The 17233-nt window shown below is 62.2% G+C and carries 19 protein-coding genes; 11 read left to right on the top strand and 8 right to left on the bottom strand.

Going from position 1 to position 17233, the window contains the following annotated elements:
- Positions 1-17: 17 nt before the first annotated feature.
- Positions 18-2207, bottom strand: coding sequence for an excinuclease ABC subunit UvrB (uvrB, locus tag FHR23_RS03885; RefSeq protein ID WP_184001587.1), 2190 nt, complete (start codon positions 2205-2207; stop codon positions 18-20).
- Between the two features lie 68 nt (positions 2208-2275).
- On the opposite strand from uvrB, the gene FHR23_RS03880 reads away from it, so the two are divergent.
- On the top strand, positions 2276-2902 hold the full coding sequence (locus FHR23_RS03880) for a DUF3617 domain-containing protein (RefSeq protein ID WP_184001586.1): 627 nt from the start codon (positions 2276-2278) through the stop codon (positions 2900-2902).
- Positions 2903-2911: 9 nt separating this feature from the next.
- Here the strand turns inward: FHR23_RS03880 and FHR23_RS03875 are convergent, their stop codons facing one another.
- Positions 2912-3307 (bottom strand): acyl-CoA thioesterase, encoded by a 396-nt coding sequence (locus FHR23_RS03875; protein ID WP_184001585.1) that lies wholly within the window; start codon positions 3305-3307, stop codon positions 2912-2914.
- A gap of 107 nt (positions 3308-3414) precedes the next feature.
- On the opposite strand from FHR23_RS03875, the gene FHR23_RS03870 reads away from it, so the two are divergent.
- Positions 3415-3891 carry a glycine zipper 2TM domain-containing protein gene (locus FHR23_RS03870; protein ID WP_184001584.1) on the top strand — a complete coding sequence of 159 codons (477 nt, stop codon included), beginning with the start codon at positions 3415-3417 and terminating at the stop codon, positions 3889-3891.
- Positions 3892-3993: 102 nt separating this feature from the next.
- Positions 3994-4239 (top strand): hypothetical protein, encoded by a 246-nt coding sequence (locus tag FHR23_RS03865; RefSeq protein WP_184001583.1) that lies wholly within the window; start codon positions 3994-3996, stop codon positions 4237-4239.
- 18 nt (positions 4240-4257) lie between these two features.
- On the opposite strand, the gene FHR23_RS03860 is transcribed toward FHR23_RS03865, so the two are convergent.
- The 3 genes from FHR23_RS03860 to FHR23_RS03850 form a co-directional block, all read right to left on the bottom strand.
- Positions 4258-5187: an MliC family protein gene (locus FHR23_RS03860; RefSeq protein WP_184001582.1), complete on the bottom strand. Its 930-nt coding sequence runs from the start codon at positions 5185-5187 to the stop codon at positions 4258-4260.
- Between the two features lie 45 nt (positions 5188-5232).
- On the bottom strand, positions 5233-5574 hold the full coding sequence (locus tag FHR23_RS03855; RefSeq protein WP_184001581.1) for a DNA primase: 342 nt from the start codon (positions 5572-5574) through the stop codon (positions 5233-5235).
- Positions 5575-5659: 85 nt separating this feature from the next.
- Positions 5660-6886: a multidrug effflux MFS transporter gene (locus tag FHR23_RS03850; RefSeq protein WP_184001580.1), complete on the bottom strand. Its 1227-nt coding sequence runs from the start codon at positions 6884-6886 to the stop codon at positions 5660-5662.
- Positions 6887-6988: 102 nt separating this feature from the next.
- Here FHR23_RS03850 and FHR23_RS03845 point away from each other — a divergent pair, with 102 nt between their 5' ends.
- From FHR23_RS03845 to FHR23_RS03810, 8 genes are all read left to right on the top strand, one after another.
- A complete protein-coding gene (locus tag FHR23_RS03845; protein WP_184001579.1) occupies positions 6989-7495 on the top strand; it encodes a hypothetical protein in 507 nt (168 codons plus the stop codon).
- Positions 7496-7562: 67 nt separating this feature from the next.
- The gene (locus tag FHR23_RS03840; protein ID WP_184001578.1) at positions 7563-8516 is read left to right on the top strand and encodes an isopenicillin N synthase family dioxygenase; all 954 of its coding nucleotides are present in this window, start codon (positions 7563-7565) and stop codon (positions 8514-8516) included.
- Positions 8517-8797: 281 nt separating this feature from the next.
- Positions 8798-10090: a homoserine dehydrogenase gene (locus FHR23_RS03835; protein ID WP_184001577.1), complete on the top strand. Its 1293-nt coding sequence runs from the start codon at positions 8798-8800 to the stop codon at positions 10088-10090.
- A gap of 76 nt (positions 10091-10166) precedes the next feature.
- Positions 10167-11135, top strand: a complete 969-nt coding sequence (gene glpX / locus FHR23_RS03830) for a class II fructose-bisphosphatase (protein WP_184001576.1) — start codon at positions 10167-10169, stop codon at positions 11133-11135.
- Positions 11136-11165: 30 nt separating this feature from the next.
- Positions 11166-11552 (top strand): VOC family protein, encoded by a 387-nt coding sequence (locus FHR23_RS03825; RefSeq protein WP_184001575.1) that lies wholly within the window; start codon positions 11166-11168, stop codon positions 11550-11552.
- Between the two features lie 42 nt (positions 11553-11594).
- Positions 11595-12329, top strand: a complete 735-nt coding sequence (locus FHR23_RS03820; protein WP_184001574.1) for a CPBP family intramembrane glutamic endopeptidase — start codon at positions 11595-11597, stop codon at positions 12327-12329.
- 51 nt (positions 12330-12380) lie between these two features.
- On the top strand, positions 12381-14243 hold the full coding sequence (locus FHR23_RS03815) for a CocE/NonD family hydrolase (RefSeq protein WP_184001573.1): 1863 nt from the start codon (positions 12381-12383) through the stop codon (positions 14241-14243).
- Between the two features lie 78 nt (positions 14244-14321).
- Positions 14322-14708, top strand: coding sequence for a hypothetical protein (locus tag FHR23_RS03810; protein ID WP_184001572.1), 387 nt, complete (start codon positions 14322-14324; stop codon positions 14706-14708).
- Here the strand turns inward: FHR23_RS03810 and FHR23_RS03805 are convergent.
- The 3 genes from FHR23_RS03805 to FHR23_RS03795 form a co-directional block, all read right to left on the bottom strand.
- Complete coding sequence (locus tag FHR23_RS03805) at positions 14680-15441, bottom strand: ABC transporter permease (RefSeq protein WP_184001571.1); 762 nt, start codon at positions 15439-15441, stop codon at positions 14680-14682. The two genes, FHR23_RS03810 and FHR23_RS03805, sit on opposite strands and share 29 nt — an antisense overlap.
- Positions 15438-16382 carry an ATP-binding cassette domain-containing protein gene (locus FHR23_RS03800; protein ID WP_184002162.1) on the bottom strand — a complete coding sequence of 315 codons (945 nt, stop codon included), beginning with the start codon at positions 16380-16382 and terminating at the stop codon, positions 15438-15440. The genes FHR23_RS03805 and FHR23_RS03800 overlap by 4 nt, the downstream gene beginning before the upstream one ends.
- Positions 16383-16467: 85 nt before the next feature.
- On the bottom strand, positions 16468-17220 hold the full coding sequence (locus tag FHR23_RS03795) for a DsbA family protein (protein WP_184001570.1): 753 nt from the start codon (positions 17218-17220) through the stop codon (positions 16468-16470).
- Positions 17221-17233: the final 13 nt, after the last annotated feature.

Here is a 17233-nt window from a genome sequence, read left to right as displayed (position 1 = left end):
GGCAAGAGGTTGAAAACCTAGCGTCGCCCGCCTCCGAATTTCCGTTGCGTCTTGCCGTAGCGCGTCTTGCGGGTGCCGGGTTTGCCTTCGTTGGAGCGGCCCATGACGGGCGCCTTTTTCTCGGCATCGCTCAGGCCCAGTTCCTCGTTTTCCAGCGCGCGGATTTCGTCGCGCAACCGGCCCGCTTCCTCGAACTCCAGATTGGCGGCGGCTTCGCGCATTTTCTTTTCAAGGTCTTCGATATGGTGGCGCAGATTGTGGCCGACCATGTGCGGCTTGTCGTCGTCGATCTCGACCGTCACCTGATCCTTGCTGGCGACATGGGCGATGATGTCGCCGATATTCTTTTTCACCGTGGCAGGGGTAATGCCGTGTTCGGCGTTGTACGCCTCCTGCTTTTCACGCCGCCGCCCCGTTTCGTTGAGCGCGCGCTCCATGCTGCCGGTCATGCGGTCGGCATAGAGGATGACGCGCCCCTCGACATTGCGCGCGGCGCGCCCGATCGTCTGAATGAGCGAGGTTTCGCTGCGCAGAAAGCCTTCCTTGTCCGCATCGAGGATCGCGACCAGCCCGCATTCGGGAATGTCCAGCCCTTCGCGCAGCAGGTTGATGCCCACCAGCACGTCATAGACGCCCATGCGCAGGTCGCGGATCAGCTCGATACGTTCCAGCGTCTCGACATCCGAATGCATGTAGCGGACCTTGATACCCGCTTCGTGCATATATTCGGTCAGGTCCTCGGCCATCCGCTTGGTCAGCGTCGTGACCAGCGTGCGATAACCCATTTCAGCGGTCTTTTTGCACTCCTGAATCAGGTCCTGCACCTGTTCCTCTACAGGGCGGATCTCGACCGGCGGATCGATCAGCCCGGTCGGGCGGATCACCTGTTCGGTGAACACACCACCGGTCTGCTCCATCTCCCAGCCGCCCGGCGTGGCGGAAACGCACACCGTCTGTGGGCGCATCGCGTCCCATTCGTTGAAGCGCAGCGGGCGGTTGTCGATACAACTCGGCAGGCGAAAGCCATATTCGGCGAGTGTGATCTTGCGGCGGTGGTCGCCGCGCGCCATGCCGCCGACCTGCGGCACCGTCTGGTGGCTTTCATCGACGAATAACAGCGCGTTTTCGGGCAGATATTCGAACAGCGTCGGCGGCGGCTCGCCGGGCAGGCGCCCGGTCAGGAAGCGGCTGTAATTCTCAATGCCGGCGCAGCTTCCCGTCGCGGCGATCATTTCCAGATCGAAATTGGTGCGCTGCTCCAGCCGCTGCGCCTCCAGCAATTTCCCTTCCGCCTGCAACTCCTTCAGCCGCTCGGCCAGTTCGTGCCGGATCGCCCCCATCGCCTGTTTCAGCGTCGGCCCCGGTGTCACATAGTGCGAATTGGCGAACACGCGCACGCGGTCGAGGCTCGCGACCTTACTGCCGGTCAGCGGATCGAACTCGACGATCTCCTCGATCTCGTCACCGAAAAAGCTGACGCGCCAGGCGGTGTCTTCATAGTGCGAGGGGAAGAGTTCCAGACTGTCGCCGCGCACGCGAAACGTGCCGCGCGTGAATGCCCCGTCGTTGCGCTTATACTGAAGCGCGACCAGCTTGCGGATGATTTCGCGCTGATCGACCGTCTCGCCCTTTTTGATGTCGAAGATCATCGCCGAATAGGTTTCGACCGAGCCGATACCGTACAGGCACGACACTGACGCGACGATCAGCACATCGTCGCGTTCGAGCAGCGCGCGGGTGGCCGAATGGCGCATCCGGTCGATCGCCTCATTTACGCTCGACTCTTTCTCGATATAGGTGTCGGAACGCGGGACATAGGCTTCGGGCTGGTAATAATCGTAATAGCTGACGAAATATTCGACCGCGTTTTCGGGAAAGAAACTCTTGAACTCGCCATAAAGCTGCGCGGCGAGAATCTTGTTAGGGGCCAGGATCAGCGCGGGGCGCTGCAACGCCTCGACCACCTTTGCCATGGTGAAGGTCTTGCCCGAACCGGTGACGCCCAGCAGCACCTGATCCTTTTCGCCTGCTTTCGCCGCCGCGACCAGTTCGGCAATCGCCGTCGGCTGGTCGCCCGACGGTTCATAGTCGCTGACAAGTTTGAACGCCTTTCCGCCCTCGGTCTTTTCCGGGCGGTCGGGGCGATGCGGTACGAAGGCCTGTCCGGTTTCGGGTTCGTCCAGGCTGGTGCGAATCTGGATTGCCATAGGGACACGATATGGGACGCCATGCGTTCCCTCGCAACGCGCCCGATAGCAAACAGAGGAGAATGGGGATGCGAAATAATATATCAGTTGAGATTGCCGCACCGGCCCGCTCCCCCTCCCGGAAATTCCAAAGGAATTTTCCGCGCTACAACAAAATTATTCTGGCGGGTGTGCTGCTGCTCGCGGGATGCGGCGGAAAGGGCACCGCCGATAACGGCGCGGTCAGTATGAAGAATGCGAGTGTCGCCGATGTCACCGCAAAGGCCAGGGACCTGCCGAAGCAGCAGCCCGGTGAGTGGAAAACGACCACCCGCATCCTGAAACTGGAAAGTTCGGACATTCCCAAGGGGTCGGCGGTGGCGAAACTGATGCAGGAGCAGATGCAGAAGGAACAGACCGATACGACCTGCGTCACTGCCGACCGGATGCAGCGTCCGCTGTTCGAACGTGCGGTCGATCCCACCGGCAAGTGCCGATATGACCATTTCTCGATGCAGGGCGGGCGGATCGACGCGCAGCTTGAATGTCCCGCCCCGGACGGGCCGGGAACGGTGGTGGTGCAGCATAAGGGCACGTTCGGCGCAACCAGCTTCGACGTGCAAACCACGATGACCCGCAAGGATGCGACGGGCAAGGATACCGGCACCACGACGATGGAGGTGAAGTCGCAACGGATCGGGGATTGCAGCGCCTGAGGGAGGAACCTAGCCTGCGAGAAAAGGGGCGGCCACCTCTGCCGGGACGCGGATCAGGCGCTGGCTTTCGCGGTCGATGATCGCCCAGGTGGTTTTCGCCTCTACCTTCACCGACCCATCCTTGCCGGTAAAGCGCATGTGCCGGTCGAAACGTGCCCCGCGTGGCGGGTCGGGTACCCAGGTTTCGGCCATTACCGTCTCGCCTGCCTTTACATTGCCGCGATAGTCGATCTCATGCCGGGTCACGACCCAGATATAGCGGTCGCGATGTGCGGCCGATGCGACCGCATTCCAGTGTTCGACCGCGACATCCTGAATCCACTGAACCCATACCGCATTGTTGACATGGCCCAGTTCGTCGATGTCATCGGGCCTTGCGGTAATCTGTTTGGTGAAGGTCGACATGCTCGTTCCGTAGCCCAACACCGCGCTGAACGGAACGTTGTTTCCGGTTCATGCAACCCCCCTATACTGCCGCTCGTTGATCGGGTGTAATGAGAAAGGAGAGCAGCATGCGTACCGTATTTTTAAGCGCTGCGGCAGTTGCGCTGGCCATGCCTGTATTGCCTGCGGCAGCCCAGCACCGCGACCATGGCCGTCACGGCTATCATCATGACAATGGCCACCATTATGGTCAGTACAAGCATCATGAGCGCCGCGAACGCCGCCGCGATCGCGCCCGCTGGCACAGATATAATTATAACTATCACCCCGGTTATCGGCATTATTATGCCGACCGCTATTATTCCTCGAACTATCGGCCGGTGCCGGTCTATCGCGGAATGCGGGTCTATCGCGGCTATAATGGTCGTTATTACTGCCGTCGTTCGGACGGTACGACCGGCCTGATTGCGGGTGCAGCGATTGGTGGCCTGCTCGGCAACCGTCTGGGCCGTGGCGATTCAGTCGTCCTGTCCACCGTACTTGGCGGCGCCGCCGGTGCACTCATCGGTCGGGAGATTGATCGCGGGCAGGTGGTCTGCCGCTAACATCCCGGTCTTGCGCAGATTGAGGGAGCGTTTCGGCGCTCCCATTTTTTCTTAACCATATCCCCTCATGCCTTGTTTACCCGCGCGTGAGAGAAACGCTGCATGATCCCTGCACGTCCAAGTCGAATATTTCGCAACCGCTGGTGGGCGGTGCTGTGGGCGGCAGGTGTAATCTGGACTGCGATTTCGATAGCCGGCGTCGCACCCTCCAATCACGGCAAGGCACAGGCCAAGACTCAGGCCAGCCAGTCCGCCACCTCTCCCGACAGTGACAGCAGCAGTCAGTCCGATCAGCAGTCATCGGCGGATCAGGCGGAAATCGCAAAGGCGCTCAAACTGGTCGGCTGAGCCGCGCCTGAACCACCCCTATTTTCCGATTTGCGTACAGGGAAGCGGCGGCGTGTTCGGCGTACTGAACGCGATCTGCTTACCCTTGCCGCGCAATTCATAGCCCTGCGCGCCATAGCGGATGCCCGATCCCGATTCCTGCTGGTCGAGTTTGGCGATACGCTGTTTACCGCGAAACACCATCGCGGTCTGATTGCTGTTGTCGAACACCACGCGCAGCTTGCTGCCGTCGACGCAGGAAAAGCGCGCGGCGACCGTTTGCGGCTGTTCCGGCGGCGTGCTGCTCCCCTGATCCTGCGATCCGGTTTGCGGGCGGGGATTCAGCTCGCTGGCGCTGATATGCCAGCTACGATCCGCCATGGTGGTGCCCGGAATATCGGCGGTGTGGTGCAACGTCATCTGCCCGACCAGACGATAGGGGCCACCGGCGCTCAGCTTCCCGTGCACGGTGACGGGAATGGTGATGTGCCGCTGGCCCGCACCGGCATCGATCCGGCTGGGCGGACCCAGTTCCGCATTGACGCTGTCGAATTTCCGCTGCGCTTTGGCAAATGCCTCTTCGCTCATTCCCGACGATTTTCCGCCATGATCCCAAAGCAGATACGCGTCGCGATATTCGTGATTGGCGAGCAGGGTGAAATAGCGGCGGATGACATTGACCGCATCCTGCGCGCTCACCTCTGCCGTGGGTGTCGGCGAAGCGCCGGGCGCCGGTGCGGGCGTGGCGGTCGGGGAAGGCGTGGGGACGGGCGTGGCAGTCACGATGCCGTTGGGTTCAGGGCCGTCGGGTTCAGGCGTGGCGGTCGGAGCCGCTGTCGGTGTAGCGGTATCGACGGTGTTGGTCGTCGCCATATTGGCGGCGGGCGTCGTCTTCGACCCGCCGCAGCCCGACAGCAGCAGCGCAAGGGTGAGGGTGGGCAGGGCATAGCGCGCGGCTGACAACTTCATGGCGACCTTCGTAGAGATAGTGTTGGAAGACGGGTGAGCCCGATGTCAGGGTTCGATTGCGCGTTCGTCGGCATCGTCCAGGTCATCGCGGTCGATGCTGCCGTCGTCGAATTCGTCCTGTACGTCGTCCTCGGCCATATCCTCGCGACTCTCGCGCCGGTCGTCATCTTCGACGGTGACGCTGCTGTCGGTCATCTCGATATCGTCTTCGTCCTCCTCATCCTCCATGCTGTCGTGCAGATCAGGGTCGAGGTCGGTTACGACCGAGCCGTCATGCGGGCCGGTGCGCGTGGTTTCGAGGATTTCGGCGCGCTGGCTCTCGTCATAGCCGTTTTCGTCATAGCCATCGTCATTGGGGCCTTGTCCCGATACCTGATGCCCGCCCATGATTGCACCTCACTCCTTGGATTGATCGAATATATTCGAAACGGCGAAGGCGCGCGGGCGTTCCCCCGGAAATGCAAAGAAGCGGTCAGGCGGGGCGGAACATACGCCCCCGCTCCGCGATCAGAATAACGATAAAGGCAAGCAACCCGCAGATCAGGAAGCCCGAATAGAGCGGCACGACGGTGCCGTCGAATGCCTGACCAATGATGGCGCCGATCAGCGCGCCGCCCAGCGTTGAAACAAACCCCTGAAGGCTTGACGCCGTACCCGCAATTTCTCCCATATGCTCCATCGCCATCGAGGAGAAGTTGGACGCCGCCAGCCCGAAACAGGCCATCATGCCCGCCTGCAAGACGATGAAGAGGATCAGCGTTTCATGCCCGCTGATCGCTACGGCCAGATGCGCGGAGATGAACAGCACCATGCCGGCCAGCGCCGAATGCGAGATCAGCCGAGTGCCGAACTGCATGACGATGCGTGAATTGAAATAGGAACCGACCGCCATGGTGCTTGCCACGATCGCAAACACCAGCGCGAGCAGATCGGGTGCGTCGAACACCTCCTCCATGATCTGCTGCACCGAGCCGATAAAGCCGAACAGGCCGCCCGATAACAGCGAGGCGGCGAGCGTATAGCCCACCGCATAGCGATCGCGCAGCACGATGCCGTATCCGCGCAGCAGCCGCCTTGCATCGAGCGGCTGGCGGTATTCGGGATGCAGCGTCTCCGGCATCCGCATCATGTACCAAAGGCCGATGATGGCCGCCGCCGCAGCGATGCCGAGAAAGATGACGCGCCAGCTTCCCACCACCAGCATCGCTTCGCCAAAGCTGGGCGCGATGACGGGGGCCGCCATGAACACGATGAAGGCGAGGCTCATCACCCGCGCCATGGCGCGTCCAGCGAAACAGTCGCGCACCAGCGCGATCGTCACCACCCGCGCGCCGGCCACCGCCATACCCGACGCACACCGCGCCGCTAGCATCCATGCGAAGCTGTTGGAAAGTGCAACGCCGAGGTTGGTCAGCGCATAGGCGAACAGCGCGATCAGCAATATCGGCCGCCGTCCGAACCGGTCCGACAACGGGCCATGGGCAAGCTGCGCCACCGCAAACCCGATCAGGAAGGCGGTGATGATGAACTGCCGCTCATTCGCCTCGGTAATGCCCAGCGAATGGCCCATTGCAGGCAGTGCGGGCAACATCGAATCGATGCCGAGTGCGGTCAGCGCCATCATCGCGGCGACAAGGCTGACAAATTCCCGAAAGGGAACCGGTGCGCGATCACTGGACGGACGGGGCGAAAGGGTCATGGCCCGGTCTCCATGGCGCATCGACGCCTGCTCGTCACCCTATTGCTTGCGCGGCATATAAAAGCGGCGTAGTGTGTTGCTATATTAATACAGGAGATTGCAATGCGTTCGTTCTGGATGGTCGTTCCCGCGCTCGCACTGCTTGCCGGGTGCAATAGTAATGAACCGGGCAACGGCACCAGCATCACCATCCAGTCGCAGGACGATAGCGGCAATGCGACGATCGCATCGGTGGATGGCAAAACCGGCAAGGTTTCGGTCAAACTGCCGGGTTTCAGCGGTTCGCTCGACCTGCCCAAGCTGCATCTGGACGGCAGCGACGTCGATATTGAGGGCGTGCATCTCTATCCCGGTTCGAAAGTCACGGGCGTGGATGTGATGGCGAAAGACAATCCCGATAAAGGCGGCGCCAAAATCGCATTCGACAGTCCGGCATCCGTGGATATCGTGCGGCAATGGTTCCGCGGCAAGTTTCAGAATTCCGGGTTCAGCGTGAATGCTGCGGGGCAGGGACTGTCGGGCACGACGAAGGAAGGCAAGGCCTATACGCTGGACCTGTCCGGCGACGGCGGCGATTCGACCAAAGGCGTGCTGAGCGTCTCCGGCTGACCCCTGTTCTAAACAGGGCAAAGCGCGTATCGGGGCTGCACAGAATCGTAGTACCGGACAATTACTTATGCTCGACACAACTCTCGACAAGGTTCCGCTTGTATCGCTGAAACAGGCGGAGACGGATGCGCAGGGATTCGCTGAAGCCTTTGGCGGGTCGTTTCAGCGCTTCGGATTTGCGATGGTTGCCGATCACGGCATCGACGCGGCGCTGATCGACCGCGCATGGCAAATGACGCGCGCATTTTTCGACCTGCCCGAAGCGGAAAAGCGCGGTTATTTCGTCGAAGGCGGCGGCGGTGCGCGCGGCTATACCCCGTATAAGACGGAGATCGCCAAGGGCGCAGAGCATGTCGACCTGAAGGAATTCTGGCATGTCGGGCGCGAGCTGGCCCGGGGGCACCGCTTTGCCGCCGACATGCCCGACAATATCTGGCCCGACCGGCCCGCAGGGTTCCGCGACACCTTTCTGGAACTGTTCGCAGCGTTCGACGCGGCGGGCGACCGGTTGCTGTCGGCGATTGCACGCTATTTGAAGCTGGAGCCGAACTGGTTCGACCCGGCGGTGAAGGACGGCAATTCGGTGCTGCGCCTGCTCCACTATCCGCCGATTGCCGAGGATGCGCCCAATGTGCGGGCCGGCGCGCATGAGGATATCAACCTGATCACCCTGTTGCTTGGCGCCGAGGAGGCGGGGCTGGAACTGCTCGACAAGGACGGCCGCTGGCTGCCGGTCAAGCCGCCGGAAGGCGCGATGGTGGTGAATGTCGGCGATATGCTGCAACGGCTGACCAACCACGTCCTCCCGTCGACGACGCACCGGGTGGTCAACCCACCGGCGGCGCGGCGCGGGCATTCGCGCTATTCGATGCCTTTTTTCCTGCATCCGGCGCCCGATTTCCTGATCAAGTCTTTGCCGTCCTGCGTCAGCGCCGAAAATCCCGACCGCTATCCCGAGCCGATCACCGCGCACGACTATCTGCATCAGCGGCTGGTCGAAATCGGCCTGATCAAGGCGTAGCGGGTCCGGCAGGCCAATCCTCCCCTGCAAAGGGGAGGTGGCGCGAAGCGCCGAAGGGGTGTCACCGTCCGGGAAAGGGCGCGTACTGACCAGCCGCGATACCCCTCCGTCAGGCCTGCGGCCTGCCACCTCCCCTTGCAGGGGAGGATGGATTAGCGCCGGTCTTTGGGAACCTTAGGTGTGGGCACTGCCAAGAAATGCTTTCGTCGGTCGGGCTTGATCCGCGGCGTTTGGCTCGGCAGTAGCGGAGCGATTTGAAACAACGGTAAAGGGCGAAGCGAATGAGCGAACCATTGCGCGTGGCGATTGCGGGGCTGGGCACGGTCGGCGCCGGTGTGATTCGCCTGCTCGACGCCAATGGCGAGCTGATTGCGCGACGCGCGGGACGGCCCATTGAGGTGGTTGCCGTGTCTGCGCGAGACCGCAGCAAGGATCGCGGCGTCGATATCGACCGGTTTGACTGGGTGGACGATCCGACCGCCCTGGCGCGCCATCCCGGGGCGGATGTGGTGGTCGAACTGGTCGGCGGGGCGGATGGTCCGGCACTGGCGCTGGCGCGTGCGGCGTTGGATGCGGGCAAGAGCTTCGTTACCGCCAACAAGGCGATGATTGCCCATCATGGCTTCTCGCTGGCCGAGGCAGCCGAAAAAGCCGATGTCGCCTTGAAATTCGAAGCGGCGGTGGCGGGCGGCATCCCGGTCATCAAGGGGCTGCGCGAAGGGGCGGCGGCGAACGCGATCACGCGCGTTTACGGCATTCTGAACGGCACCTGCAATTACATCCTGTCGAAGATGGAAAGCGACGGCAGCGATTTCGATGCGGTGCTGTCGGAGGCGCAGGCGCTGGGCTATGCGGAGGCGGACCCGTCCTTCGATATCGACGGTGTGGACGCCGCCCACAAACTGTCGATTCTGGCCAGCCTGTCGTTCGGCACCCGGCCAGCCTTTGACGATGTCGCGACCGGCGGGGTGCGCCATGTCGTCGCTGCCGATATCGCGGAGGCCGCGGCGCTCGGCTATCGCGTGCGGCTGGTCGGCATGGCGGAAGCCGATGCGGGCGGGCTGTTCCAGCGCGTTCACCCCTATCTGGTGCCGCTGCGTCACCCGCTCGCGCATGTCAGCGATTCGATCAACGCCGTGGTGGCGGAAGGCAATTATGTCGGACGGCTGTTCTTTCAGGGAGCGGGCGCGGGCGATGGCCCGACCGCCAGCGCGGTGGTCGCGGACCTGATCGACATTGCCCGTGGCGAGTTCGGCCCGGCCTATGCGATGCCGGTCGAATCGCTGACCGCGCAGCCGGTGGCGGACAGCGGCGAACGGCGCGGGCGTGCCTATGTCCGCCTGATGGTGCAGGACCGGGTCGGTGTGCTGGCCGAAATCGCGGCTGCGATGCGCGATGCGGGCGTATCGATCGAAAGCCTGATTCAGCGCGGTGCGGCCGCCGACGGCAGCGTGATGGTGGTGATCGTCACCCATGAAGGGCCGGAACGCTGTGTTGCGCAAGCGCTTGAGAAATTGAGCGGTTCACCCAGCCTGACCGGCGCGCCGATGTGGATGTATATTCTGGGGGAGTAGGTCGCGTGCGGCTCGACAAGCCCGGATCGCTCGCCTATCGCGCTGCGGTACGGCATGGACGAAAGGGGCTGGCTGCATGACTTCGACCTCCAATCAACTCGATCGCGTTCTGGTTCTCGAAATGGTCCGCGTGACCGAAGCGGCGGCAATCGCGGCATCCTCCCTGATCGGGCGCGGCGATGAAAAAGCGGCAGACGCCGCAGCGGTGGAGGCGATGCGCCGCGCGTTCGACCAGCTCTATATGGACGGGACCGTCGTGATCGGCGAAGGCGAGCGCGATGAGGCGCCGATGCTCTATATCGGGGAGAAGGTGGGCGGCGCACCCGGCAAGGGGCCGAAGATCGACATCGCGCTCGACCCGCTGGAGGGCACGACGATCACTGCCAAGGCCGGACCGAATGCGCTGGCCGTGCTGGCGGCGGCGGAAGAAGGCTGCCTGCTCAACGCGCCCGACGTCTATATGCAGAAAATCGCGGTCGGCCCCGGCTATCCCGACGGCGTGATCGACCTGAACAAGAGCCCGACCGAAAATGTCGAGGCAGTGGCGAAAGCCAAGGGCGTGAAGCCCAGCGAGATCATCGCTTGTGTGCTCGATCGCCCGCGCCATGAAAAGATGATCGCCGAACTGCGCGATGTCGGCTGCGGCATCGTGCTGATTCCCGATGGCGATGTGGCGGGCGTGATCGCGACGACCAATCCCGAAACCACCATCGATATCTATATGGGCGCGGGCGGCGCGCCGGAGGGCGTGCTGGCCTGTGCCGCGCTGCGCTGCGTCGGCGGACAGTTTCAGGGCAAGCTGCTGTTCCGCAACGATAACGAGCGGGCGCGGGCGCGCAAATGGGGGATCGAGGATCTCGAACGCGTCTATACCCTCGACGATCTGGCGAAGGGTGACTGCATCTTCGCTGCGACCGGTGTGACCGACGGATCGCTGCTCGCAGGCGTGAAGCGCGTCGGTAAGCGGATGACCACCGACAGCGTGGTGATGCGGGCAAGCTCCGGCACCGTGCGCTGGATCAAGGGCGAACATACCATCGGCTGATCGTCGCTGTCGCCAATCAAGGAGGGGTGCATGCTTGACCATATAGGCCTGACCGTATCTGACCACGCGGCATCGCGCGGTTTCTACGATGCCGTGCTGACGGCGATCGGGATCGATAGGGTGCTGGAAGTCACTGCCGAGCAAACGGGCGCACACGCGCATACCGGCTATGGGAAGGACGGTAAGCCGTTTTTCTGGATCGGCGGCGGTGCGACAGTGTCCGGGCCGATTCACGCCGCTTTCACCGTCGAATCGCGCGCGCATGTTGATGCATTTCACGCGGCCGGACTGGCGGCGGGCGGCACGGATAATGGTGCGCCGGGCCTGCGGCCCTATTATCACCCGGACTATTATGGCGCGTTCATTCTCGATCCCGACGGCAACAATATCGAGGCGGTTTGCCACCAGCCCGCATGATCTGCATCCCGATCATGTGATGTCGGACGTGACGGCGACGCGATGATCCTTGCGATAATTGTGCTGGCGGCATTGCTGGCTTTCTACTGGCTGTTCCTGTTCGGGCGACTGGCGGAGCGGCTGGGCGTGTCGATGGGGCATGGTCCCCAACGGCTGCGCTTCTGGGTAGTGAAAAGCTGGCTGTTGTTCGCACTGCCCAGCCTGACCGTGCTGGCCTTGTTGCAACAATTGAGTGCGGTCGGCCGGTTGCCGGTGCTGCTGGCGCAGGCCGGGCGGGTGTTCGGGATCGTGCCGGGTGCGGCGCGCGGGGACCGGATGTTGCTGGGGGCGGGCGTGGTCGGGCTGCTGATCGGCGCGTTGCTGGGGGCGGGCGTTGCGCGCTGGCGGCGGGGAAAGCGGCAATGGATGCTGGGCGATATCGGTGCGCTGATGCCCGCGCATCGCGGCGAACTGGGTTATGGCGTGGCGATGGCGGTGACGGCGGGTGTGGCGGAGGAGCTGTTCTTTCGGCTGGCACTGCCGCTGGCGATTGCGATGGTGACGGGGAGCGGCTTGGCGGGCTTTGTGCTGTCGGCCCTGCTGTTCATGCTGGCGCATCGCTATCAGGGCGGGCTGGGAATGCTCGCTTCGCTGGGCCTCGCGGCGGTGTTTAGCTGGGCCTATCTCGCCACCGCGAGCCTGTGGGTGGCAATTGTGCTGCACGTCTTTGTCGATCTGAACAGTCTGGTCCTGCGTCCGCTGGCGATGGGAATCCCGCGCGCGCCTGTGCGGCATTGACAGTCGCCGCGCTCTGACGCTTCTGTGCTGCGAACGGGCAGGGGGATTGCGATGCGGGCTGGGATAATCGGTTTGGCGCTGGCGGGAGCGGCGGTTCCGGTAACGGTCGCGGCGCCACAGGCGACGACGGTGCCCGTGCCGCCTGCAAAAGCGCCCTTCACCTTTCAGGAGGTGATGGTGCCGATGCGCGACGGGGCGAAGCTGCAAACGGTGATCCTGCGCCCGACCGGCAAGACGGGGCCGTTGCCCATCCTGCTGCAGCGAACCCCCTATGGCGTGCCGCAATCCGCGCCGTCGCAGGTTCCCGATTCCTACAAGGCGCTGATGAAGGACGGCTATATCTTCGTCTATCAGTCGATGCGCGGGCGGTTCAAATCGGACGGCAGCTTCACCTTTTCCACCGCCGTCCATCCCGACGACCCGAAGGCGGTGGACGAGGCGACGGACGCCTATGACACGATCGACTGGCTGGTGAAGAACGTGGCCGATAACAATGGCAAGGTCGGCATGTGGGGCGTCTCCTATCCCGGCTTCGCCGCAGCGGTCGCATTGGCAGATCCGCATCCGGCGCTGAAGGCGGTCAGCCCCCAGGCGGCATGGGTCGATTACTGGATGAACGACGACCTGCACCGCTATGGCGCGATGCGGCTCTCCTACGCGACCGACTGGCTCTACATGCTTCAGCACGACAAGGCGCAGGATTCGACCTTCGAATATGATCAGTACGACACCTATGACTGGTTCCTGCGCCAGACGCCGGTGGCGAAGATCGATCAGGATTATTTCAAGGGCAGCATCCCGATGTTCACCGCGATGCTCGACCATTCGAACGACGATGCCTTCTGGAAGAAGCAGGACTGGCTGGGTGCGCTGAAAAAGACCACGGTGCCGACGCTCAATGTCGCGGGCTTCTGGGATCAGGAAGACCCGTGGGGAAGCTGGCAGATCTATTACAAGCAGGAACAGAACGACCCCGATCACCTGAACCAGATCGTCGCTGGGCCGTGGAATCACGGCGGTTGGCACGGCAGGGGCGACACAATGGGCCGTATTCCCATCGGCACCGACAGCGGTATCCAGTTCCAGCAACAGATTGAGGCACCGTTCTTTGCCTATTGGCTGCACGGAAAGGGCAAACGCCCCGATTTCGAGGCGCGGATGTTCGAAAGCGGCAGTTTCGTCTGGAAAAGCTACAAGCACTGGCCTCCGCGCGGTGCTGTGGAGAAGTCACTGTACCTTCATGTCGACGGCACCGTATCGTTCGACCGGCCGGACGCGGGAGAGGCATGCCGCAGCTATATCAGCGATCCGGATAATCCTGTGCCGTTTCGCCCGCGCCCGATTTCGCCCACCTATCCCATTCCCGACTGGCGGTTGTGGGAATTCGGCGATCAGCGCTTCGTCGGCGGACGCCCCGATGTGCTGAGCTATAAAAGCGCGCCGCTGGAACATGACCTGACCGTGACCGGAGAACTGGCGGCGACGCTGATGGCTTCGACCAGCGGCACCGACAGCGATTTCGTCGTCAAGCTGATCGATGTGTACCCCGACAATTACGAACAATTGCGGGAAAAGCCGGAACTGGGCGATTATGGTCGCTCGCTCAACGGCTATCAGTTGCCGGTGGCGATGGAGGTGCGGCGCGGGCGCTTTTTGGAAAGCGCAGAGGTGCCGCACGCACTGACCCCGAACAAGGTGATTGCGTGGAACGTGCCGCTGCGCAGCCATGACCATGTGTTCAAAAAAGGCCACCGCATCATGGTGCAGGTGCAATCGAGCTGGTTCCCGGTCATCGACCGCAATCCGCAGAAATTCGTGCCCAATATCTATCGCGCGAGGCCGGAGGATTTTGTCACCGCCAGGCAGCGCGTGTGTGCGGGCAGCAAGATCACGCTGCCGGTCATGGCGGAATAGCAGCGGGATTTTCGAGATTGGTTTAACGCTTTTTTACGTAGTTTTACGCAATGCGGGATCGTCAGCGAAAGGGGGACGATGTTTTCCGCAGAATTGCGCGTAAAGCCGGGAAGCAACCGCAACGGCGCCGTCCATATCCGGACGTCTGCGACGGGTACAATCGCCGGACAGGGGGCGGCCCGCTGTGTCTGTCGTGTGGTGGATATCTGCAAGGGCGGCGTGCAGCTCACGCTTTATGGAGAGGTCGATCGCGACTCCCCGCTCCAGGTGATGCTGCCCGGTGTGCGGGGGCGAAAGGCACGGGTCGTCTGGTCGCAGGGTTTCGAAATAAGTTGCCTGTTCGACACCCCGTTGCGCCAGAAGGAACTGGACCGCCTTGCCGAGCAGCAGGGCTTTACCCTGCCGATGCGCAAGGTAAGCCGGTTGCGCGCGCAAATCAGCTCTTTAGCCGATAACCCGATTTGAAAATCCACGCGATCAGGATCAGGCACAGCGCCATGAACAGGGCGATGAACCCCAGACTCCATGCGACCGACACATCGCCCTTGCTGAAAAAGCTCCAGCGGAACCCGCTGACCAGATAGACGACCGGGTTGAACAGGCTGACCGTGCGCCAGGGCTGGGGCAGCATGTCGATCGAATAGAAGGCACCGCCGAGAAAGGTGAGGGGCGTCACCAGCAGCGCGGGTACGATCGACAATTGTTCAAATCCCTGCGCCCAGACCCCGATAATGAAACCGAACAGGCTGAAGGTCAGCGCGGTCAGGATCAGGAACGCGATCATCGCCAGCGGATGCGCAATCTGAAGGGGGACGAACAGCGTAGAGGTGGCGAGGATGATCAGGCCCAGCGCGACCGATTTTGTCGCCGCCGCACCGACATAGCCGATCACCATTTCCATGGAGGAAATCGGTGCCGACAGCAGTTCGTAGATCGTGCCGGTAAATTTCGGGAAGTAGATGCCGATCGAGGCGTTGGAAATGCTCTGCGTCAACAGGGTGAGCATAATGAGGCCGGGCACAATGAAGCTGCCGTAATTGACGCCGCCGACCTGTTGCATGCGGCTGCCGATCGCGCCGCCGAAGACGACGAAATAGAGCGAGGTGGTGATGACGGGGGTCGCAACAGACTGCCACAAAGTGCGCAGTGCGCGCGCCATTTCAAAGCGATAGATTGCCCAGATACCGTGCAGGTTCATAACGCAGCCTCCTCCTGTTCGCGTTCGGAGACCAGATCGACGAAAATATCCTCCAGCGAGCTTTTCGACGTCTCCAGATCCTTGAACCCGATGTCCAGATCGCCAAGCTTGCGCAACAAGGAGGGGATGCCCGTGCGTTCGGCCTGCGCGTCGAAGGTGTAGCGCAGCTTGTGCCCTTCATCGACCAGTTCCAGATCCCATTCGGACAGGGCGCCGGGCACCGTCGTCATCGGTTCTACCAGCGCGATATCCATTTCGCGCTTGCCGAGCTTCTTCATCAGCGCCGATTTTTCGTCGACGAGCAATAGCCGTCCGTTGTTGATGACGCCCACCCGGTCGGCCATTTCTTCGGCTTCCTCGATATAATGGGTGGTGAGGATGATGGTCACGCCACGCTCACGCAGCCGCCCGATCAGCTTCCACATGTCGCGGCGCAGGGAGACGTCGACACCCGCCGTCGGTTCGTCGAGGAACAGGATGTCGGGTTCGTGACTCAGCGCCTTGGCGATCAGAACGCGCCGCTTCATGCCGCCGGATAGCGCCATGATCTTTGAATCGCGCTTGTCCCACAGCGACAGATCCTTGAGCAGTTGCTCGATATAGCCGTCGTCGGGCGCACGGCCGAACAGTCGGCGGCTGAAACGCGCGGTCGCGATCACTGTTTCGAACATGTCGACCGACAATTCCTGCGGCACCAGCCCGATCATCGCGCGAGCCTTTTTATAGTCACGCACGGCATCGTGCCCGTCGACGGTGATCGTCCCCTCGGACGGATTGACGATCCCGCAGACAATGGAAATCATCGTCGTCTTGCCCGCGCCATTGGGGCCGAGCAGGGCGAAGATTTCGCCCTTGTGAATTTCCAGATCGACGGCTTCGAGCGCACGATGGCCGGATTTGTACGTCTTGCCGACACCGGCAAGCGAGAGAATGGGTTGCACTGGCATGAGCCCCCTTTTCGGCAGAAGCCGAGAGGTAGGGTGCCGCAGGCCGCGCTACAAGCAGCCAGAGTAAAGTCGGTGGTCGTCAGCTTTCGGAACGCGCGGCTGCCACCATTGATTTCAGCGAAGCATAGGGGACTGCCCCCGACACCACCTTGTCCCCGATTACCCAGGATGGCGTGCCGGACATGCCGAGTTGCTGGGCCATGCTCAGATTCTGATCGATTTCATCGGCCGCGGCCTGCGAATTGGCGAACTGTTTCGCCTTTGCCATGTCCAGCCCCGCCTTTTGCGCGGCTGCCTGAATGCTCGCTTCGGTCAGATGGTCGGCGGCGAACAGGGCGTCGTGGAACGGCTGAAACCTGTTCTGCTGCGCGGCGGCCAGACTCCACAACGCTGCCACCCGGCTTTCGGCGCTCAGGACCGGCAGCTCGCGATAGACGATGCGTACGTCCGGAACATTCTTTTCCAGCTTGGCTATCTCAGGCAGGCTGGCGCGGCAGAACACACAGGCATAGTCGGTATAGACGACGACATTGACCTTCGGCTTTTGCGCACCCGACCAGGCACCGGCAAACGGCGTGACGATCTGCTTGCGATTGGCGTCCACCACTTGGGCCACCTGTTTCGCGCGCAGCCGGTCCATCGCCTCGGGCAGGATTTCGGGATGGTCGAGCACATAGTCGTGGACGATCTTTTCGACCTGCGCCTTGTCTCCGGTCGCGCCGGGAAACAGCATCTGCGCCGCTGCGAAAGCCAGCGCGCCGAGCAGGGCGGAGGCAAAGACCAGTGCAGCAAGCGCCAGCGGCGAACGCGCCAGTCGTTCAGTCAAGCTCATATAATGTCACCGA

Source organism: Stakelama sediminis, assembly GCF_014199335.1.
In the GTDB taxonomy this organism is placed as follows: domain Bacteria; phylum Pseudomonadota; class Alphaproteobacteria; order Sphingomonadales; family Sphingomonadaceae; genus Sphingomonas; species Sphingomonas sediminis.
The sequence above is the reverse complement of the archived record's forward strand: the minus strand, read 5'-3'. Positions and strand labels throughout refer to the sequence as shown.